This window comes from Miniphocaeibacter massiliensis (genome assembly GCF_900232905.1).
Taxonomy (GTDB): domain Bacteria; phylum Bacillota; class Clostridia; order Tissierellales; family Peptoniphilaceae; genus Miniphocaeibacter; species Miniphocaeibacter massiliensis.
Genome location: NZ_OCTQ01000003.1, coordinates 152,877 through 175,346 on the forward strand (window position 1 = coordinate 152,877; position 22,470 = coordinate 175,346).

The following is a 22,470-nucleotide window of genomic DNA, read 5'->3' on the forward strand; positions in this document are numbered from 1 at the left end:
TTACTTAAGGAGTTCATTATGAGGCGTATATTACTTACATTATCATTTATAATACTTGGGCTTGGGTTAATAGCATATCCTCAAATTAGTAAACACATATACGATAAGAATATGGACAGTGAAATATTAAGCTATGAAAAAGAAGTTACTAATGCTGAAAAAAAGAAAATAGAAGAAGAATGGGAAAAAGCCATTATCTATAATCAAAACTTAAAAGGAAACCCAGTAAGAGATCCATTTATAGAAGGAAGTGGAAGAGCATTACCTGAAAATTATCTAAATGTTTTAAATTTCCCAAATAATTCAATGGGATATATAGAGATACCAAAGATAAATATTAAATTACCTATTTATCATGGTACTAGTGAGGAAACATTACAAAAAGGCATAGGACATATGGAAGGTACTACTTTACCTATTGGAGGGAAAGAAAATCACAGTGTATTGACTGGACACTCAGGGCTGGCTCATTCTAAGATGTTTACAGATTTAACGGAATTGAAATATGGGGATTTGTTTTTTATAAAAGTATTAGATGAAACATTTGCATATAAAGTAGATCAAATAAAAACTGTTTTACCTGATAATCTAAAATATATTGAATTAGAAAAAGAAGATTTTGTAACATTAATAACTTGTACACCATATGGGGTAAATTCTCATAGACTACTAGTTAGAGGAGTACGTACTGAATATAACCAAAAAGAGAAAGATAGTATTAAGTCTTACAATAATGAATCTGAAGCTGATAGAAAATTAAAAAAAGTTATTATTATAACTAGTATTATAATGACTATCTTAATTATTATTGCATTAATACTAAAAAGATTTAAATATAATAAGCTGAAATAGAGATAAGAATCTTTAATAATTTTAAATAAATTAAGAAATGACTATGTAATAATTAATAGTAAAAAAGCAGGTGTTACCTGCTTTTTTTTGATTTTATTATAGCTAAACAAATAATACTTACAAGTATAGTAGTCACTATTATCTCAAAAGGTGCATTAGTTGCGGCTATTCCAATTAAAACAGTAGCAGCACTTACTCCTTCTTTCAAGTTACTTATTTTGTCAGCGAAAAATATGTATGCTATGCCAAGTACTCCGACAGTATTTACAATAGCTCCAACAGCCCCGCAAATAGATAGGGAGATTAGATTTTTTATTTTAGTATCCTTAAGAAATTTATATAAATATCCTGAAACAATACCTATTAAAATTCTAGGTAATACTGATACTAACGGATTATGAAACATAAATGAAAGCAATGTAGGAGCAGTTAGATTTTGAAACAAAGAAAATAGTCCAAAAACAAGACCTACAAATCCACCAACTAAAGGACCTCCAATTATAGCTCCAATTATAGTAGGAATAGGAAGAGTGGTTACTTTTACAATTCCAAGAGGTATATATCCAAGAGGTGTTAAACCGAGTAATATGGTAAGGCCTGAAAGTAATCCAATTATAGACATTTTCTGTGTTGTAAGTTTTTTCATAATTAATCCTTCCTCATTAAAATAAATGTAGATTTTTTGTAGTATTCTAATTATACCAATAAATTTATCTTTATGATATAATATTTTCTGGAATACAAGGAAATAATAACATTTGGAGGAAGATTTGGAAAAAATTGTAGTAAGTAATAGTGGGCAATTAAAAGGCTCAGTTTATATAGATGGTGCAAAAAATGCAGCGCTACCAATTATAGCTGCTTCTTTACTAGGAACAGAACCTATAATATTAAATAATGTTCCAAAGTTAAGTGATATAGAAGTAATATTAGAAGTGTTACAGTCTTTAGGTGCAAAAATAGAACATTTAGATAAGAATTCTGTAAAAATAGATTCTTCAAATTTAAATGGATATGAGGCTCCAAGAGATCTTATGAATAGAATGAGAGCATCTTTTTTAGTTATGGGACCACTACTAGCTAGATTTGGCAAGACTATGACATATTTACCAGGAGGATGTGCTATAGGAAAGAGACCTATAGACTTACATTTAAAAGGATTTAAAGCTTTAGGTGCAGAAATCCATGAAGGTATAGACAAAGTTGAAGCTATATCTAAAGATGGATTAAAGGGAGATATTATTTATATAGACTTTCCGTCAGTAGGAGCTACTCAAAATATAATTATGGCAGCTACACTTGCAGAAGGTGAAACTATAATTGAAAATGCAGCAAAAGAACCTGAAATAATAGATTTGGTTAACTTTTTAAACAAATTAGGAGCTAATATAAAAGGTGCTGGTACATCTGCTATTAGAATAAAAGGTGTAGAAAAACTATATGGTGGAGAACATACAATAATACCAGATAGAATTGAGGCAGCAACATTTATGATAGCTTCAGCAATCACTAATGGAGATATTGTTGTTGAAAATTGTATAGCAAATCACGTAATGCCAATAATAGCTAAGTTAAAAGAAGTTGGATGTAAGGTAATAATAAACGAAGATAAAGATGAGCTTAGAGTTATTGGAACAGATAAAATAGTTGGAACAGATATAAAGACTTTGCCTTATCCAGGATTTCCAACAGATGCTCAAGCCCAATTTATGGCACTGTTAACTATTGCAGATGGGCAATCTAAAGTAACAGAAACAGTTTTTGAAAATAGATTTATGCATGTAGATGAACTTTTAAGAATGGGAGCAATTATAGCAACAGATGCTAGAGAAGCCAGAATTGCTGGAGTTCCTAAATTAAAAGGAGCAGAAGTTAAGGCTACGGACTTAAGGGCTGGTGCAGCGTTAATATTAGCAGGATTAGTTGCAGAAGGAAAAACTTATATATCTGACATATACCATATTGACAGAGGGTATGACGATATTGTTGGAAAAATGAGAAGCTTAGGAGCTAAAATAGATAGAATAAATGACTAAATGGAAAACTAGCGTTTCCATTTTTTTGTTATATGGAGAATTATCATGGAAATAGAAGGAATAATAGAAAATATAATTTTTTCAAATGATGAAAATGGATATAAAGTTATGAAATTAGAAACAACAGATGGAGATATTACAGCTGTTGGGATATTACCTAATGTTGTGGTTGGAGATAGTTTGAAAATTGAAGGGGACTTTATATTTCATGACAAGTATGGAGAACAAATTAAAATTGAATCTTTTGAAATAATTACAGGTACTTCTATAATTTCCATTGAAAAATATTTGTCTTCAAGAGTTCTTCCACATATTGGTAAAAAAATGGCAAAAAGAATAGTGTCTAAATTTGGTACAGATACATTAGATATTTTAAAGCATAATCCAGCAAGATTAATGGAAGTTGAAGGAATAGGAAAGAAAAAATACGAAGATATTTATGAAGCATTAGAAGAGGAATTAAAGACACAAGATATTTTAATATTTCTTCAAGGTCTTGGAATATCAATAGGACAATCACAAAAAATTATAAAAGAGTATGGGGAAGAAACAATTGCTAAAGTAGAGAGTAACCCATATCAACTGATAAATGATATTTGGGGCATAGGATTTAAAACGGCAGATGAAATTGCATTTAAAAATAATATAGATAAAAATTCGCCATTTAGAATAAAGGCAGCTTTTAATTACTTTTTACAAAACGAAGCAAATCAAAACGGAAATTGTTATATGCCATATGAAGAATCGTTAAATAAGGTTTCAAATCTTCTAAATTTAGAAGCATCAATGGTTGAAGATTTAGTTACAGAAATGGTAATAGAAAATATTATTATAGTTGATGAAATAAATAATGAAAAAATAATTTATGAACCTTATTATTATAATAGTGAACTAAAAGTAGCAGGAATGTTTTCTAAGATTTTAGTTAATGATAAAATTGAAACAAATATAGATTGTGAAAAAGAGATAGAAAAATTAAAAAATAATGAGAAATTTGTATTTGCAGAAGAACAAATAAAAGCTATAGAGTCAGCCATTAATGAAAATATACTGGTAATTACAGGTGGACCAGGAACAGGAAAAACTACAATAGTAAAAAATATAGTAGATATTTACTTGCTAAATGGTTTAAAAGTTATACTTACAGCACCAACTGGTAGAGCTGCAAAAAGGTTAGAGCAAAGTTGTAATTATCCAGCAAAAACAATACATCGACTTTTAGGATACATGCCTGTAGATAGTGGTAGAGGGATGATTTTTGACCATAATGAAGATAATCCCTTGGATACAGATATCCTTATTATAGATGAATCTTCTATGATAGATTTAATACTCTTAGAAAATTTACTAAAGGGTATAGGAGAGGGAACAAAAATTATTTTTGTAGGCGATATTGATCAACTTCCTTCAGTAGGTGCAGGAAATATATTAAAAGATATTATTAAGTCGAAATTAGTAACAACTATAAAACTTAATAAAATTTTTAGACAAGGTGAAAATAGTAATATAGTTGTAAATGCCCATAAAATTAACAAGGGAGAATTTCCAATATTAAATGAAAAAGATAAAGATTTCTTTTTTATTAATGGAAATAATAATATTTTAACCCAAAAAACTCTAATAAATTTAGTAGCTAAAAGATTACCAGAATATTATGGATTTAAAAATTTAGAAGATATTCAAGTTCTAACTCCAATGAAAAAGGGAGAGATTGGAACAGTTGAACTAAATACAAAATTACAAGAAGTATTAAATCCGAAGACTCCCTTAGTAGAAGAAATAAAATATGGAGATAAGTTATTTAGGGAAAATGACAAGGTAATGCAAATTAAAAATAACTATAACAAGGAATTTAAAAGCCAAAATGGACAAGATGGTTTAGGAGTTTTTAATGGAGATTTTGGGATTATAAAAAAAATAGATAATTATGATAATAAAGTAGAAGTATTATTTGATAACGAAAGAATAGTTGGATATACAGTAAAAGAATTAGAAGAATTGTCATTATCATATGCTATTACAATTCATAAATCTCAAGGAAGTGAATTTCCTGTAGTAGTTATTCCTTTAGGAGCTGGACCTTATATGTTAATGACAAGAAATTTAATATATACAGCTATAACCAGAGCTAAAAATTTGGTTGTTTTAGTTGGAGAAGTTAAATATTTAAAAAATATGATAAATAATACACATATAGCAAAAAGAAACTCTACGTTAGCTAGTAGAATAAGAGAGTATTATAATTTATATAAAGGTGTAATAGATGGGGATTAATATAAATGATTTATTATTCTTATCAGATGGATATTGTTATTGTTGTAAAGAAGAACTATATAATAAAAAATATTTTTGTAGAACTTGTTTAGGACTTTTTGAATATGTAGATACTGTCAAAAGTATAGGAGAATACAAGTGTTACTCTCCATATTTATATACAGGAAGGATTTCTGAATTAATACAAGAATTTAAGTTTAATAATTCAGTTTATTTGTATAAAGCATTTGGTGAACTCTTAGTAAATTATATAATAAATAAAGATATGAAATTTGACTCGTTGATTTCGGTACCTTTAACTAAGAAAAAGTTATCTAAAAGAGGATACAATCAATCTCAATTATTGGCAGAGTATATAGGGGATAGATTAGGGATAGAAATTTTAAATAATATATTAATAAAAAACAAAAACACTAAAGATCAACATTTACTGAAAGTATCAGATAGAGCAAAAAATCTTAAGAATTCTTTTAGAGTAGTAAATGGAGATAAATTAAGGAACAAAAATATTCTTTTGATTGACGATATTATAACATCAGGCTATACAATAAAAACAATTTTAGATGTATTAGATAAATTTGAACCAGAAAGTATTAAAGCACTTACAATAGCTAGTTCAAAAATAGAAAGCAAATATAAATTTGATTTTAAGAATATTTAAAGATAACTATCATAGAATAAAACTGTAATAACAAATAAGTTGTTTTAGGAGGGAATTTTATGAATGATGATAGAAAAAATTACAATGAAGATTCAAATGAAAATGAATTTTTAAAAGATAATATATATAATTCTGAAGAAGAAATTGAAGATATAGATAACGAAAATACAACATTAAATGATTTTTCGAAAAATCGAGAAATATATAATCCAAGAGGAACTGAAGACGAAGGACAAGTGTTAATTAATTCTGGAACTACTAAAAATTATAGAAAAAATTACAACGAAAACTATGATGATATAAGATATGTAGTTAAAGAAGAGATGAAGAAATCAAAACCAAAGAACTTATGGTTTAAATTTGTAGCTGTTGCATTGCTGTTCTCATTAATAGGCTCAGGAATTACTGGACTTATAATGGGAAAAATGATGGATAGCAGATCTTCATCAGGATTAAATACTGGAAAAACTTCAGGGCAAGTTATAAATGTTAAAGAAGATAGTAATGTAGAAAATGCTGTTGCGGCAAAAGCGATACCTTCAGTAGTTGGAATAACAACTTCAACAGCACAGACAATACCTTATTTAAATCAACAAGCTTATGCAGAAGGCGTAGGTAGTGGTGTCATAATAACAGATGATGGCTATATTTTAACAAATTCTCATGTTGTTAGTGATGGAGAAGCTGAAGTAATCAATGTGGTTTTTTCAAATGGTGAGAAAATAGCAGCAGAGTTAGTATGGCAAGACTCCAGTTTAGATTTAGCGGTAGTAAAAGTAGACAAAAACGGCTTAACACCTATAGAAATAGGAAACTCTGACGAAGTAGCTGTTGGAGATAAAGCAATAGCAATAGGTAATCCTCTAGGATTAGATTTGCAATCTACATTAACTTCAGGTGTTATTTCAGGATTAAATAGAACAATAACTTTAGAGAATAATACTTCTATGGATGGATTAATGCAGACAGATGCATCAATTAATGGTGGTAATAGCGGTGGTGCATTGTTAAACTCTAAAGGACAGTTAATAGGAATAAATACAGCTAAAGCTAGTAAGGGAGAAGGAATAGGATTTGCTATTCCAATAAATACAGCAAAATCTATAGTTGATAAAATAATAGAAACAGGGACTTTTGAAGCAGTTACTTTGGGAATTCAGGGAACAAACTTAGAAGTATATGAGAATTATTTAAATATAGATACTGGTGCAGAACAAGGGGCAGTTATAATGCAAGTAGATGAAAAATCTCCAGCTGGAAAAGCAGGACTAGAGCAAAATGATATAGTTATTAAAGTAGACGATAAAGATATAAAAGATATGAATAGTTTAAGATCTTCATTAATAGGATATTCATATGGAGATAAAGCTAAACTTACAATAATTAGAAATAAAAAAGAAGTTGAAATTGAAGTAACTTTTGAAAAATACAAAGCTGAAGAAAGTTCAAAAAATAATAAAGAAAATAAAAATAGCAAGGAAAACAATAATATAAATCCTTTTGGAGAAAATGAAGAAGAATATTTTAATCCATTTAGATAAAATTAAAAACAAAAAAGATGTAGATTAATCTACATCTTTTTTAATTGCCTAATTTCTCCAAATAAATCTTTATTTTCTTTTATTTGCTCACTATTTCCAACGGTAACCATAAAGTTTTCTTTCATTGCAAAATTTATACTATTTGCAAATTTTTTCAAGTCTTCTAAATTTGTAGATAAAGCTTCTTCTAAGTTTTGTCTGATATTTTCTGTAGTTTGTCCAGAAATATACATAGTTAAAGCAACTTTTCCTTTAGTTGGGTTTGTCATAGGAGGATCAAATTTTGATAAAGATCCTATTATAAATTGAGATAATTCATCCTTAGATAATTCTAAATTTTCTAAGAAAGAATTAGTATTATCGTATATATCAATAGTGTTTTTTATATTTGGATCTCTGTATGAATAAAATTGTACATTTCCAGATTGTGAAATTCCCATCCCAGTTCCATAAGCTCCACCTTGAGCTCTAATATTATTATAAAGGTAAGTATTTGATAAAATATTAGAAAGAACTTGGTAACTTCCATTGTATTTAAATCCATAATCTTTCAAATTACAAGATTTAATTACATAATTTACATTTGATGATGTCATAATTCCTTCATTTTTCTTATCTAAATCAAATACTAAATTATAACTTTCTAGTTTTTCAGTATATAATTTTGAAATATACTTGTTGCTTAACTCCATTAAATTTTCTTTTTCATCTTCATCAGTAGTAATATTAAAAATCATATTATTTTTATTAAAGATTTTTTTAGATAGAGATTTTAATTTATCTGTTACTTTGTCAAAATCATTCTCTAAGTTTTCTTCTAATTCAACGATAAAATCATAATATGAAATACCGTTTAACTTTTCATTAAACATACCTTGTTGAGAAAAATAACTTGAAGATTTTAAAATAGAATATTGATGTCCACTTTCCAATACATCACTTTCAAATTTTAATTTAATTATTTGAATAATTTCTTTTATTCTTTTTAAATTATCAAATTTACTATTTAAGGTAATTTCTTCAATTAAATTAAACATCTTTTCAGTTTTTTCTACAGTAGATTTACTACTAACCATTAATTTCTTAAAGTAATGATTGTCTTTTCTAAAGTCTACAATAGTTGATGCAGATACATTAAAACCACCAGTATCTAAATATATTCTAGTGTCTAAATCGGTATAAGCATATTTTTTAGTATCTACCATTCCAAGTAAATCACATAATAAAGAAACATAGTATATTTCATCTTCATTTATAAAATCTAAATCAAAAGCAAAATCAACATAATTTATTTTTCCTGTAAATAGAGGATGGAACAAAATTTTGTAATCATCTTTATTTTCTTCAATAGTAGGAATCTCTGTAACATTTGTATCAACATCAGATAATTTTAGCTGAGGGATAGTATCTTTTTCTTCCTGCGTATCTTCTCTATTTTGAAAGTCATTCAAAATATTATTTTCTTTTATTAAATTATTTAGATCTTCTTTGGATAAAGAGTTTTTATAATTTTGTAATTTTTCTGATATTTCTTTATCTTTTTGAGCATTAAGTCCTGGAGTTGCTTCTAAAGAAATAATTACTTTATGAGTATTATTTAATATTTTTTCTTTTATAAAATCTTCATAGTATGAAGTATTTATTTTATCTCTTAAATTTTTGAGAATATTTTCATATTTAAAAGACAAAGTTGGGTCTTCATCATATAACCAAGTATCTAACGAGTTAATGAAGTAGATAATTCCTTTAGTAGGAAAGTTCCCGTTTTCTCTTAAACTATATTCTATTTTATTTAGAGAGGCTTCTAACTGTTCTTTATTCACGCCTTTTTCAACTACATTAGCTAATTCGGTTTCAATAATATTTGCAAATTCGTCTATTTTTTCTTTAGAACTGTTAATTGCAGTAATTCCAAGTCCTAACTCTAACCCATCAGTTGATAAATCATCAATGTCTTCACCAATTTCTTTTTCTAAAAGTGCTAATTTTATTGGAGAACCATCATTTGAGAAAAGGACAGAACGAAGAATTTCATTTGTAGTAGCTTCAATTATGTCAGATTTTTTTCCTGATTTAACTCCATAAATTAAAATATCTTTATTTTCAGGATTTTCATCTGAAGATATAGAATATTTATTTTCTATTATCCTAACTTTATCAAAACCAGGTTGTAATTTAATAGAAGAATCCAAATCTATTTTTTCAAAGTTAGCTAAATATTCATCGTTTATAAATTTTAAATTTTCTTCTAAATCCATATTCCCATATAAAAATATATAAGAGTTTATTGGATGATAATAATTGTTATAAAAATCTAAAAAGTTATCATATGTTAAATTAGGGATACTATAAGGTTCTCCACCAGACTCATTTCCATAAATAGAATTAGGGAAAAGTCCTTTAGCAAAAGCATGGTACATAATAGTGTCAGGAGAAGAATAAGCTCCTTTCATTTCGTTATATACAACACCTTTATAAGTTATATCATCATCTTCATTATTTAACTCATAATGCCATCCTTCTTGAAGGAAAATTTCTTTCTTAGTTTTTACGGCAGGATAGAAAACTGCATCTAAATAAACATCCATAAGATTATGAAAATCTTTGTCATTTCTACTAGCGATAGGATAAATTGTCTTATCTGAAAAAGTCATAGCATTTAAGAAAGTTTGTAGTGAACTTTTAATAAGATCCATAAAAGGCTCTCTAGTTTTAAACTTTCTAGAACCATTTAAAACACAATGTTCAAGTATATGAGCAACTCCAGTAGAATTATTTGGAGGAGTTCTAAAGCCTATACCAAAAACCTTGTTATTATCATCATTTTGAAGAGCCATTAATTTTGCTCCTGATCTTGTGTGTTTAAAGATTTTAACATTAGAGTCAATATCCTTTATATATTCTTCTTTTATTAAATCAAATCCATGTAAATTCATATAATCTCCTTATTTTATATTTGTAATATTTTTTATTAATTTACTATATTTAAATCTTGTAACAGTACAATAATTATAATGTTTTAAAATTTCATTCACTTTATGTGAAGTAATAATAACATCACCATTTTCAAATTTTAAAACATTACTCTGAAAACTACCAGACTTAATAGTGGGAACTCTATAATAACCGCTACTTACAATAGTTTGTTTTGATGTTATATCTAAAATTAAAATAATGGTATAAGCGATGCAAACTATCAAAAAAATAGATAGTATTATTAAAAATAGTATCTTAGAAGAACTAGTGCTATTGTCTATTATGCTTCTAAGAGTACTAAAAGACAAAAGAGTTAGTATTACAGATGCAATTGTCATAGTTATAAGAATAATTACTAAATTTTTATACCCTATAATAATGTCTTTAGGTTTTTTTAGATTAATGTTATTTTCATTTATATATTTATGAAGAAAGTTAATAGCTTCATCAGTTGAAAAATTTTCAGTAATAACCAAATATTCTTTAGCAGCTTTTAAATTATTATTAGCTAAGTATTCTCTTAATATTGTGTCATCATAATTATAATTATTCATAATACCATTCCTTGATTATTATTCGTTAATATTAATTATAACATTGTTACCATTTAAAGTGATAATAGTTATAAATTTATTAAATGGGTATTAATAGACTTGAAGACAAAATAACTAAATTAGAGGTGAAAAATGAAATTAATATCGTGGAATGTTAATGGACTTAGGGCAGCTATAAAAAAAGGATTTATGGATTTTTTTAATGATATAGATGCAGATATAGTAAATTTACAAGAAATAAAGATAAAACCAGAACAGTGGGAATTTGAATTTCCAGGATATCACGTTTTTATAAATTCAGCAGTAAAGCCAGGGTATTCAGGAACGGCAACTTTAACAAAAACAGAGCCGTTGAATGTAACTTATGGAATAGGAATTGAGGAACATGATCAAGAAGGAAGAGTTATAACTTTAGAATATGATGATTTTTATTTAGTAAATTGTTATACACCTAATTCAAAACAAAAACTTGAAAGATTAGAATATAGAACAGAAGTTTGGGAGAATTTATTTAGAGAATATCTTTTAGAGTTAGATAAAATAAAGCCTGTGATACTTTGTGGAGATTTGAACGTGGCACATAAAGAAATAGACTTAAAAAATCCTAAAACAAATAGAAAAAATGCAGGTTTTACAGATGAAGAAAGACAAAAAATGACAGAACTTTTAGAAAGTGGATTTATAGACACATTTAGATACTTTTATCCAGACGAAGTTGACGAATACTCTTGGTGGAGTTACTTTAGACAATCTAGAGATAGGAATATAGGTTGGAGAATTGACTATTTCCTAGCTTCTGAAAAATTAAAGAATAATTTAGTAGATGCTAAAATTTTGCAAGAAGTAATGGGAAGTGACCACTGTCCAGTACAATTAGATATAAAGTTTTAAATTAAGAAATAATTTTATAAAACAAAAAAGCAAACTACTTAAGTAGTTTGCTTTTTTGTAATTATTACAAATTGTTCTGAATAATAGATGAAAGGATAGATCGTTATGTTATAATAAACATAGGTGATTTAATGAAAGATAATTTTGGTAGAGATATTAGTTATTTACGAATCTCTATTACAGATAAATGCAATTTAAGATGTAAATACTGTATGCCAGAAAAAGGTGTATCTTTAGTTGAGCATAAAGATGTTATGACAATAGAAGAATACATACAAGTGGCAAAGGTTTTTAAAAATTTGGGAATCTCTAAAATTAGAATTACAGGAGGAGAACCACTTGTAAAAAAAGGAGTGGTTGATTTAATTTCTGGATTTAAAAATATAGGAATTAAAGAAATAGCAATGACTACTAATGGTATTTTACTAGGAGATATGGCAAAAAATTTAAAAGAAGCTGGACTTACTAGAGTTAACATTAGTTTAGACAGTTTACAAGAAGATAAATATAGAGGAATAACTAGAGGTGGAGAGTTACAAAAAGTGTTAGATGGTATTGAATCTTGTAAAAAATATGGTATAACACCTGTAAAGTTAAATACTGTAGTTATGAAAGATGTAAATATAGATGAATTTAGGAATTTTGTTGATTTAACTAAAGAAGATGATATATCGGTAAGGTTTATTGAATTAATGCCTATAGGTGAAGCGGTTAGGTACAAAGATAGGTTTGTTTCTAACGATGAATTATTATCGTTGTATCCTGAATTAAAACCAATAGATTCAATGGATATTTCAAGTCCAGCAAAATACTATAAATTACCCAAAGCAAAAGGAAACGTAGGCTTTATAAATCCTATGTCATGTAAATTTTGTGGTACATGTAATAGAGTGAGACTTACAAGTAAAGGACAGTTACTAATGTGTCTTCATTCAAATATTCACATAGAATTACTAAAACCATTAAGAGAAGGTAAGGATATAGGAAAAATAATAAAAGATGCAATTTATAATAAACCTGAAGCACATCATTTGCTTGAAGGAGAATATAATTCAACAGATATGAATGAAATTGGAGGATAAATGGACTTAACACATTTTAATGAATCAGGTAGAGCTAAAATGGTAAATGTTGGAGAAAAAGAAGATACTAAAAGAGTAGCAACAGCAACATGTACAGTAATAATGAAAAAAGAAACACTAGATAGAATAAAAATTGGGCAAATAAAAAAGGGCGATGTTTTAGCAGTTGCACAAGTAGCAGGTATAATGGGAGCTAAAAACACATCACAGACTATTCCAATGTGCCATAATATATTTATAACTGGTGTAGATATAGAATTTGAACTTGGAGAAAATACTGTAGATATATTTGCAACAGTGAAAACTACAGGGAAAACTGGTGTAGAGATGGAGGCGTTAAACGCTTGTTCTACAACAGCATTAACGATATATGATATGTGTAAAGCAATAGACAGGGGAATGGAAGTGAGTAATTTGAGACTTTTGGAAAAAGAAGGTGGAAAGTCAGGACGTTTTGTAGCTGAAAATAAACAAGGAACAGTTATAGACGTAAATATAAGTGAAACCAAAGGAGTAATAAAAACTCCTATAGGAATAGGAACTTTAAAAGTAGATCACGGTCTTGTTGGAGATGCTCATGCAGGAGATTGGCACAGACAAATTAGTTTGTTGGCAGAAGAGAGCATAGAAAAAATGAAAGCTATGGGACTTCCAGATTTAAAGGATGGAGATTTTGCTGAAAATATAACAACTAGGGGATTAGTTTTACATGAAATTCCAGTAGGGACAGTTTTTACAATGGGGACAGCGGTGCTAGAAGTAACACAAATAGGTAAAAAATGTCATAAAGGTTGTGCAATAAAACAACAAGTTGGAAACTGTATAATGCCTACAGAAGGGATATTTGCAAAAGTTTTAAAAGATGGGGAAGTAAAAAAAGGCGACAAAATAAGATTAATAGAAATTTAAATGACTTAAACAATTGGCTTAAAGACATGGAATTTATTCTATGTCTTTTTATATTGAAATTTAAATTGTGCAAAATTACAAAAAAATTGAAAATGATTTATTTATTTTCCGATGATTAATTAAATAAATTTTTATATACTTCAATTGGGAGGTGGAGATAATGTCTAAAAAATATGATATGCAGACTACCGTAAATGATTTTGCAACAGAAAGGGTTCCTTTAGACCAAAGAAAAAGCATGATAAATGTAGCAATTATTGCATCAGGATTTTGTATTTCAATGTCTGGGTTATTTACAGGAGCAGCAATGGCAGAAAGTTTGAATATTAAAGAAGCATTTATATCAGCAATTGTGGGGAATTTAATATTGACAGTAATAGGAGGATTTGGAGGAATTATAGGAACGAGAGAAGGATTGACAAGTTCACGATTGGCAATGTTTAGTTTTGGGAAACAAGGATTTAAATTAGTATCGTTAGTTTTAGCACTAACAATGGGAGGATGGTTTTCAGTACAAGCAGGACTTTTTGGAAATACGATTAATGCTATGTTACCTAATGCAGGAATTATATCAAGACCAGCAATTGCAAGTTTTTGGGGAGCAATACTTATGATGCTAACAGCAATTGTGGGAATAAAGGGATTGAGTATACTAAGTAAGATAGCTGTACCAGCAATTGCAATATGTGCAACAATAGGTGTTTTTGCGGCAGTAAATTCAGTAGGAGGATGGAGCGAAATGTTAAAAGTATCTCCAAGTAAATCATTTGGAATATCTACAGGAATAGTGTTAGTTGTAGGTTCATTTGCAGCAGGAGCATCTGCTCAGGCAGATATTTCAAGATATTCTACGACATCAAAAGCATCACTATTAGCGACAACTATAGGATATATAATAGCCAATACATTTATTATTTTAGCAGGATATTTAACAACTTTGGCAACTGGAATAGGAGATTTGCCTAAGGCAATGATAATGCTGGGTTTAGGAGTACCAGCTTTGTTAGTTTTAGTTTTAGCTCAGTGGACAACAAATGATAACAATTTATATACATCTTCACTAGGATTGGCTAATATTATTCCAGTGAATAGATCATACATAGCAATAGCAATAGGTGTTATAGGAGCTATACTTGGAGCTGTAGGAGTAGCAAATAATTTTACAAATTGGCTTGAATTATTAGGTATAGGAATTCCTCCTATGGCAGGGGTTATAATATGTGATTACTATTTTATCAACAGTATGAACTATAGTGATAAAAAACTTTCTGAATTGAAGAATTGGAATTGGAAAGCAATAGTAGCTTGGATACTAGGGATAGTTGTAGGTTTTGGAGTAAAACTTGGGATAGCATCATTGAATTCACTTGCTACAGCATTAATATCATATTTTATTTTAATGAAAATAAAAGGTGAAAAACAAGTAGAAAAGGAGGAAGAAAATGGCAAAAAAAATGGGAATGGAATTGACAAAAACAGTTTATAAGTTATTAAAAGATATGGCAAAAGTTAAGCCAGGGGAAAGTGTTTTGGTAACACAGGATTCTATTGGCGACGTTTCAGTTGGTGAAGAAATAGTAAAAGTTGCAGATGCTCTGGGTTGTAAAGCTATGCTTGCATGGCATTCAACACCTAAAGGATATGGTGCTCTTACAATGGATTATTTACCAGATCCATTAAAGGCATGTGTAATTGAAACAGATGTTTGGATAGAACTTAATGATCAATGGTTATTATATTCACCAATATGGGATAAAGCTGTAACGAATGGAAGAACTAGGCAGATAATGTTAGGAGGACTGGGAATAGAAAGAATTTATAGAAATATTGGAGCTGTAGATATAAAAATTCAAGAAGAATTTCAAACACTTCTAACAAATCTAACTAAAGAAGCAAAGAATATGAGAATTACTAATGAAGCTGGTACTGACATATCTTTTGAAAATGATCCAAGTAGACCAATTAATAGTGAAATAGATTATTCAAAACCAGGAGCACATTTTCTACTTGGACAAATTGGATGGGCACCTAAAGAAGAAACTATAAATGGGAAAATAGTTGTTGATGGAGCGCTTAGTGGAGGAGGAGATTTAGACTTAGGCGTATTATCGGAATCTATTACCTATATAGTTGAAAAAGGAAGAATAGTAGAATTTAAAGGTGGCAAATTAGCTAAAAAAGTAAAAGAATATTTTGAATCTTTAGATGATCCAAATATGTATTTGGCAGCACATGTATGCTACGGATGTAGTCCAAATGCTAAACTTGAAGGATGTACTACAGAAGATGAGAGAGTTTGGGGCAGTACTGAATGGGGATTTGGACACCAAGGACCTAATTATACAGGAGGAGAACCAAGAATTGCTAAAAGCCATGTAGATGGGATAAGTTTGGAGTGTAGTGTTTGGTTAGATGATGTGCAAATATTAGATAAAGGTAAATTTATTCACACAGAATTAAAAGAACTAGCAAAAAAATTAGGAAAATAAAATGAAAGAATTAATAATAGGTGCAGATTATTTTCCGCCATACCAATATATTGATAAAGATGGAGAAGTAAAAGGTAGTGACTATGAATTTGTAAAATCTATTTTTGATAAATTAGATTATAATATAAAGTTTATTATTGACGATTGGTCTATAATTGAAAAAAAATTTATTAATGGAGAGATAGATGTAGCATTCCAAGTTCAAAAAACTAAAGAAAGAGAAAAAATAGCATTTTTTTCCAAAAAATTTAGAGATGCTAAAACAGGAATAGTCACTAATAACGAAATATTATACAAAACTATAAAAAAGATAGAAGATATTTTTAACTTGGAATATTTTCTAGGAATAATAGAAGGATATAAATATGGAGATGTGATTGATAAAATAGATAAAAATTACAAAAAATATTATAGCGATAGCGATGAACTATTAAAATATTTGAACTCTGCAGAAGCTAGGTTAGCTGTATTTGATATAGGAGTATTAAATAATATTAAAGATAATATTGATAGAGATATATTTGTAATAGATGGACTAACATTTAAAAGAGAATTATTTGTAATGTTTAAAGAAGAAGAAGTTAGAGATGAATTTAATAAGTTAATAGACAAGTAAAAAAATATAAAATTCCACTAATTTGATTAGTGGAATTTTATATTTGAAAATTAAGGAAAGTGTATAATTAATTGTAATAATAGCTTAGTATTTAAAATAGCTGATAAAATATTAGTACGACATGGAGGTGTATTGTGAAAATATCTGATATATTTGATTTTGAATGTTTAGAAAATGCAAAAATTATAGCAGGTTATGAAGGTATAAACAAAGAGATAACGAGTATAAGTGTTTTAGAAGTATCGAATGAAAAAATAAAAAACTGGGTTTTGGAAGGACAGCTATATATAACATCGTTTTATGCAATATCGACTAATGTAGAAATGCAAAAAACTGTTATCAAATCGCTCGTTGAAAAAAAGTCATCGGGGCTAATACTATGTCATTTTAATATAGTTATGAGAATCTTAGATTCTGAAATAATCAAGCTATGTAACGAGTTAAAATTCCCTTTAATTATAGCTGATAGCAATGTTAGTTATATTGAAATGATGGAACCAATAATAAAAAAATTAGATATATCAAAGAAGTTTCCTAATAGTATGGAAAAAGTTATTTCTACTTTTGCAGATGCTGTTGGACAATTTAATGATTATTCAACTATATTTAACTATATTGAAATAGCTTTGAATTATATATTTATTGTTGTAGATAATAATAATGAAATAATATATCCTAAAAAAGAAAAGCATATTGAAAATATAGTTGATAAATTTGATTTGATAGTTAAATCTAACTATGAAAAAGAATATAAATTAAATATAGAAGGAGAGGTTTGGCAGAGAAATTATATACTTTCAAATAATAAAATTTATGGAGCAATTATAGGAAAATGTAATTTGGAAGAAGAATTTTTAATGATTAAATTGCTATCTAAATTATCTTCTATAGTTTTAGAAAAAAAATTAAAATATCAAGATCTGAGAAGAGTTCAGTATAAAACTTATATTAGTGATTTGTTAACATGGAATTTTAGAAGTAGACAAAATGCTATAAATAGAGGGGAAAATATAGGATGGAATATAGAAAATACTAACAAATTTATAATTATAAATATTAATGAATTTCAAAATAATCATAAAAAATATATACGTGATATTGAAAAAATAATAGACGAAATAATAATGCCTAAAATAATGGCTAAATTTAGTAAAAATATTTATTTTAAGAATATATATTTTTACAATGATATGATAATATGTTTAGTTTCCAAAGAATTAAATGAAAATAAAAGTATATTATTTGAATTTTTAGAAAATATAAAGAGAATTTTTGAAAATAATTCTAGATTGGATATTTCAATAGGAATAAGTGATATTTTTTATAACATAGAGGATATTCCTAAGAGTTATAAAGAGGCAACACTATCATATAAAATAGCTAGAAAATTTAATGTTCCAGAAAAATACATAATGTATGAGGACATAGAAAGTTATGAAAAGTTAATGAAAAACAAATTTTCTAAAAATAAAATAGAAAAAGCGTTAAGTAAATTAGATGATAATTTACAAGAAGAATATTATTCTACTTTAGAAGCTTTAGTAATGAATGATTTAAATATAGATAAAGCATCAAAGCAGTTATATTTACATAGGAATACAGTTTTATATAGAAAAAATAAAATAATAGAATTAATGGAATATGATATATTCAAGATGCCATATTTATTTAGCACAATGTGCTTTGTATTGGAAAATATTGTAAAAAAAGAAATAATGGTAAATTAAGAAATATTAATAATTAATTTTTACAAAAATAAATAGTTATTTGATATATCTTTTTTATTGGCAAGAGCAAGATTATTGTTATTTTACAGGTATTAAACTATAATTATATTGTAAATCTAAAACTATTTTTAGTTAAATTTGATATTTAAATATTAAGATATTTTAATATAGATAAGAAAGTATAGTAGGAGGAAAACATGGCAATAGTAGACGTCGTTAAATATAATGGAGGTCCAGATATTTTTGCTTGGAAATATCCTAGTGAAGAATTGGGAACATGGACTCAATTAATAGTAAATGAATCACAAGAAGCAATATTATTTAAAGGTGGAAAGGCACTAGACATTTTCCAGAGCGGAAGGCACACTCTTGAAACAAAGAACATTCCATTTTTAAATAAAATAATTAATCTACCATTTGGAGGTCGCTCACCATTTACAGCTGAAGTATGGTTTATTAATAAAGCATTTAATTTAGATATAAAATGGGGAACCCCTTCACCAATTCAAATACAAGATCCTAAGTATGGTATTTTTGCACCAGTACGCTCACATGGAGCATTCGGGATACAGATAGAAGATTCTAAAAAGTTTATTGTCAAATTAGTAGGAACAGTTTCCGTTTTTGATAAAAATAGCATTACAAAATATTTTAAAAGTTTATACATAACTAAGGTTAAGGACTCAATATCAGAATATTTAGTAAAGAATAAAATTAGTATCTTAGAGATAAATGCTTATATAGATGAATTATCATCTTATATGAAAGAAAGAATAGAACCTATAATGTCAGATTACGGAGTTTCATTAGTTAATTTTTATGTAAATGACATTAGTGTGCCAGAAGAGGATCCTGCAATTAAAAAGTTGAAGGATGCATTAGCAAGGAAAGCAGAGATGGATATTATAGGTTATAATTATCAACAAGAGAGATCATTTGACACTCTAGAAGGAGCTGCTAAAAATACAGGTTCTACAGCAGCACCTTTAATGGGAGCAGGACTTGGACTAGGTATGGGACTAGGTATGGGAAGAACTGTTGGAGATGAGTTTGGAGGAATATCTCAAGAAATAACTACTTCTGGTAATTCGACTGCAACAAAAAAATGTTCTAATTGTCATGCTACAATGCCAAGTACACAGAAGTTTTGTGGAGTTTGCGGATTTGATACTAGCAAAGATAGTGCAGTGGAAGAGACAATATTAAATCCTATTTGTTCAAAATGTAATGCTAAAATATCAAGCAAGGATAAATTTTGCCCAGAGTGTGGAAACAAATTAAACTTATGTCCAAAATGTGGTACAGATATAATAGAAGGAAGTAGTTCTTGTTCAAAATGCGGTTATGAAATACCTAAAAAATGCCCAAATTGTGCTAGTGAAATACCATCTAATGTTAAGTTTTGCCCAGAATGTGGAACTTCATTGGTAAAGCATTGTGACAATTGTAATGCCGTAATAGATGAAACCGATAAATTTTGTCCTGAATGTGGAAATAAATTAGGAGGAAATTAATATGAATAGCAGAGTAAAAGTACTATCAATATCAGGAATTTTAATAATGTTATTAACAATAACATTAGGATTTTTAAATATTGAAGAGTGGAATAATACAAATATAGTATCATTTATATTTATATTATTAGCTGAGATAATCTTCTTTGGAGGATTTATTTTGGTAGAAAAAACATATAATGATTTTTCAAAGACTTTCTATAGAGGAATAACTTTTTCTGTAATTACTTTATATACACTAGCAACTATAATTACATCATTAGTATTCATAATATTTACAGAGAAAGCATTTAGAAGTTTATTGACTATACAATTAATTATATTAGCAATTTTTTTAATAGCTTTTATAACTGTATATTCTATATCAAAAAAATTAAAAGATTCAGATGAAAAAATATTAGGTTCAACTTCTAGGATAGAAAACTATATAAATAGATTAAATTTATTAAAGAGTCAAGACTCAAGCAAACCATATTCTCTAAGAATTAAGAAGTTAGCGGAGGATTTGAGATTTACAGACATATCTACAACAGTATTAGCTGATGACGATATAGAATTAGTGATATCGAAATTAGAGGAAGAATTAAACAAAGATGAGGATTTGTCAGAAAAAGAAATAGAATTACTATGTAGTAAAATATCAAATCTTATAGAAAGAAGAAAATTGGAGGTACACTCTCTTAAAAGGGGAGGAATTTAACGATGAATCAATTGGAGAATAGAGTTAGTGCCAATAGAGCATTTTCTAATATCCAATTAATTATAGGAATTTTTTTAATAATTTCTTCTTTATATAAAATTGCAGATAATAGTTATATTAGAAGTAGTATAATGAATATTATGTTTGTTCTAGGATTATTGACAATGATTTTTAGTGTTAAAAGGAAGAAAATATGTAATATGTCTTTAAAATATACAGGACTTTTAGGTGAAAGTGGAAAATATAATATAACAGATTTAGCACTAGTAGTAGGAATAACAGAAGATAAGGTTAGAGAAGAAATACAGAAGCTTATAAATAAGGGATATCTACAAAATGGGTATTTAGAATCATCAACTAACTCACTAGTATTACCTGAAAGAAAATATTCTGCAGCTGATAGAACAGACTTACAAAAAAGTACAATCATTTGTAATTCCTGTGGAGGAGAAAACGAAATACCTAAAGGTAAGGTTGTAGAATGTGAGTATTGTGGTTCACGAATTAAAGATTAAAATTAACAGATACTTATTTAAGGAAGAATAAAATATGAAAATTAATATTGATAAAATTCAAAAAGCTAAAAAGAATAGTGCATTAAAATTTTGGATAGGTGGGTTTTTTATACTCTCAAGTGGTTCCGTTTTGATAGATTATATAAATGAAAATAAGGGAATAGGAGAGATTGTAATAGGAACTATTATGTTTTTATCTTTAATTACTGTTACTATAAATGGAATAAAGCAAGGTCTATTAGTTCGAAAAACTAAAAATTATTCAGCTATAATAGAAAATTATAAAAGTTATGGTGAAGTAAATACAAATGAATTAGCGGAATTAACAAAATCATCAGAAGAAAATGTGGTAAAAAATATTCAAGAAATGATAAAAAGGCAATATATATACGGTGCATATATCGATTTTAATAATAAAAAAATAGTATTTTCAAATAAAGATTTAGAAAAAACTAAAAATATTAATAATGAATTTGAAGTAGTTACATGCCCCAATTGTGGTGGCAATAATAACGTTCTAAAAGGAAGCACAGTGGAATGCGAATATTGTGGCTCCGTTATAAAAAATTAAGGGTGAAGAATGTGAATCAATGTAAAGTAAATTATATTTCAGCACTAATTTTAGGAATTCTACAATTAATATCAGCAATTTTTTTTGCTATAATGGTAATAACTGGATTAAGTGAAATTTTCACCTCGCAGTTGGATGGTTTTGAATTAATGTTAATTATTGCATTATCTGTTGGGGGTATATCTTGTCTAATATCAGCTACTGATAAATTTAAATTAGCAAGTTTATATAAAGAATATGTTAGAATTTTAGAAATATCTAAAGATGGATCAATAACTAGAATAAGTAACATAACAAAAACTAAAGAGATAGTTGTAATATGTAATTTGCAAAAAATGATAAAAAAACGGTATTTTACAGGAGCAGAAATAAATGTAGATACAAAAAGGATAATATTTAACCATACAAGTGTATATTCTGACCTTTCTTCTAATATACATAAAAATAAAAAAGTTAGGAAAGAAGAAAATAAGGTAATTATTTGCCAAAAGTGTGGGGGAGAAAATTTATTAGATACTTTGGAATGTGAATACTGTGGTTCTAAGATAAATGGAGGATAAAT

General features: G+C 27.6%; 20 protein-coding genes. 17 read left to right on the forward strand and 3 right to left on the reverse strand.

Annotated features, from left to right (window positions below):
- Positions 1–18: 18 nt before the first annotated feature.
- Positions 19–852 carry a class C sortase gene (locus tag CS899_RS06980; RefSeq protein WP_100065469.1) on the forward strand — a complete coding sequence of 278 codons (834 nt, stop codon included), beginning with the start codon at positions 19–21 and terminating at the stop codon, positions 850–852.
- A gap of 73 nt (positions 853–925) precedes the next feature.
- Here CS899_RS06980 and CS899_RS06985 read toward each other — a convergent pair whose 3' ends face one another.
- On the reverse strand, positions 926–1,498 hold the full coding sequence (locus tag CS899_RS06985) for an ECF transporter S component (RefSeq protein ID WP_100065470.1): 573 nt from the start codon (positions 1,496–1,498) through the stop codon (positions 926–928).
- A gap of 124 nt (positions 1,499–1,622) precedes the next feature.
- Between CS899_RS06985 and murA the strand changes: the two genes are divergently transcribed.
- From murA to CS899_RS07005, 4 genes are read left to right on the forward strand one after another with little or no spacing between them, the layout of a single operon-like run.
- A complete protein-coding gene (gene murA / locus CS899_RS06990; RefSeq protein ID WP_100065471.1) occupies positions 1,623–2,888 on the forward strand; it encodes a UDP-N-acetylglucosamine 1-carboxyvinyltransferase in 1,266 nt (421 codons plus the stop codon).
- A gap of 45 nt (positions 2,889–2,933) precedes the next feature.
- On the forward strand, positions 2,934–5,162 hold the full coding sequence (gene recD2, locus CS899_RS06995; RefSeq protein ID WP_242491886.1) for an SF1B family DNA helicase RecD2: 2,229 nt from the start codon (positions 2,934–2,936) through the stop codon (positions 5,160–5,162).
- A complete protein-coding gene (locus tag CS899_RS07000) occupies positions 5,152–5,823 on the forward strand; it encodes a ComF family protein (protein ID WP_100065473.1) in 672 nt (223 codons plus the stop codon). The genes recD2 and CS899_RS07000 overlap by 11 nt, the downstream gene beginning before the upstream one ends.
- Before the next feature lie 59 nt (positions 5,824–5,882).
- A complete protein-coding gene (locus tag CS899_RS07005) occupies positions 5,883–7,364 on the forward strand; it encodes a S1C family serine protease (RefSeq protein WP_242491887.1) in 1,482 nt (493 codons plus the stop codon).
- 29 nt (positions 7,365–7,393) lie between these two features.
- On the opposite strand, the gene CS899_RS07010 is transcribed toward CS899_RS07005, so the two are convergent.
- Positions 7,394–10,300, reverse strand: a complete 2,907-nt coding sequence (locus tag CS899_RS07010; RefSeq protein WP_100065474.1) for an insulinase family protein — start codon at positions 10,298–10,300, stop codon at positions 7,394–7,396.
- A gap of 9 nt (positions 10,301–10,309) precedes the next feature.
- The gene (locus CS899_RS07015) at positions 10,310–10,894 is read right to left on the reverse strand and encodes a hypothetical protein (RefSeq protein ID WP_100065475.1); all 585 of its coding nucleotides are present in this window, start codon (positions 10,892–10,894) and stop codon (positions 10,310–10,312) included.
- Between the two features lie 132 nt (positions 10,895–11,026).
- Between CS899_RS07015 and CS899_RS07020 the strand changes: the two genes are divergently transcribed.
- From CS899_RS07020 to CS899_RS07075, 12 genes are all read left to right on the forward strand, one after another.
- Positions 11,027–11,785 (forward strand): exodeoxyribonuclease III, encoded by a 759-nt coding sequence (locus tag CS899_RS07020; RefSeq protein WP_100065476.1) that lies wholly within the window; start codon positions 11,027–11,029, stop codon positions 11,783–11,785.
- A 131-nt stretch (positions 11,786–11,916) separates the two neighbouring features.
- Positions 11,917–12,867 (forward strand): GTP 3',8-cyclase MoaA, encoded by a 951-nt coding sequence (gene moaA, locus CS899_RS07025; RefSeq protein WP_100065477.1) that lies wholly within the window; start codon positions 11,917–11,919, stop codon positions 12,865–12,867.
- Positions 12,868–13,776, forward strand: coding sequence for a cyclic pyranopterin monophosphate synthase MoaC (moaC, locus tag CS899_RS11115; RefSeq protein ID WP_100065478.1), 909 nt, complete (start codon positions 12,868–12,870; stop codon positions 13,774–13,776).
- A 160-nt stretch (positions 13,777–13,936) separates the two neighbouring features.
- Complete coding sequence (locus tag CS899_RS07035) at positions 13,937–15,262, forward strand: cytosine permease (RefSeq protein WP_100065479.1); 1,326 nt, start codon at positions 13,937–13,939, stop codon at positions 15,260–15,262.
- Positions 15,219–16,265 carry a 2,5-dihydroxypyridine 5,6-dioxygenase NicX family protein gene (locus CS899_RS07040; RefSeq protein ID WP_100065480.1) on the forward strand — a complete coding sequence of 349 codons (1,047 nt, stop codon included), beginning with the start codon at positions 15,219–15,221 and terminating at the stop codon, positions 16,263–16,265. Before CS899_RS07035 ends, CS899_RS07040 begins: the two co-directional genes overlap by 44 nt.
- Position 16,266: 1 nt before the next feature.
- A complete protein-coding gene (locus CS899_RS07045) occupies positions 16,267–16,881 on the forward strand; it encodes a substrate-binding periplasmic protein (RefSeq protein WP_100065481.1) in 615 nt (204 codons plus the stop codon).
- 134 nt (positions 16,882–17,015) lie between these two features.
- Positions 17,016–18,608 (forward strand): PucR family transcriptional regulator, encoded by a 1,593-nt coding sequence (locus CS899_RS07050; RefSeq protein WP_100065482.1) that lies wholly within the window; start codon positions 17,016–17,018, stop codon positions 18,606–18,608.
- Positions 18,609–18,805: 197 nt separating this feature from the next.
- Positions 18,806–20,122 carry an SPFH domain-containing protein gene (locus CS899_RS07055; RefSeq protein WP_100065483.1) on the forward strand — a complete coding sequence of 439 codons (1,317 nt, stop codon included), beginning with the start codon at positions 18,806–18,808 and terminating at the stop codon, positions 20,120–20,122.
- A gap of 1 nt (position 20,123) precedes the next feature.
- The gene (locus CS899_RS07060) at positions 20,124–20,822 is read left to right on the forward strand and encodes a hypothetical protein (protein ID WP_100065484.1); all 699 of its coding nucleotides are present in this window, start codon (positions 20,124–20,126) and stop codon (positions 20,820–20,822) included.
- Between the two features lie 2 nt (positions 20,823–20,824).
- Entirely contained in the window at positions 20,825–21,337 is a 513-nt protein-coding gene (locus CS899_RS07065) for a hypothetical protein (RefSeq protein WP_100065485.1), read from the forward strand.
- A gap of 34 nt (positions 21,338–21,371) precedes the next feature.
- Positions 21,372–21,908, forward strand: a complete 537-nt coding sequence (locus CS899_RS07070; RefSeq protein ID WP_100065486.1) for a PCI domain-containing protein — start codon at positions 21,372–21,374, stop codon at positions 21,906–21,908.
- Positions 21,909–21,919: 11 nt separating this feature from the next.
- Positions 21,920–22,468 (forward strand): hypothetical protein, encoded by a 549-nt coding sequence (locus CS899_RS07075; RefSeq protein ID WP_100065487.1) that lies wholly within the window; start codon positions 21,920–21,922, stop codon positions 22,466–22,468.
- The last annotated feature ends 2 nt before the right edge of the window (positions 22,469–22,470 follow it).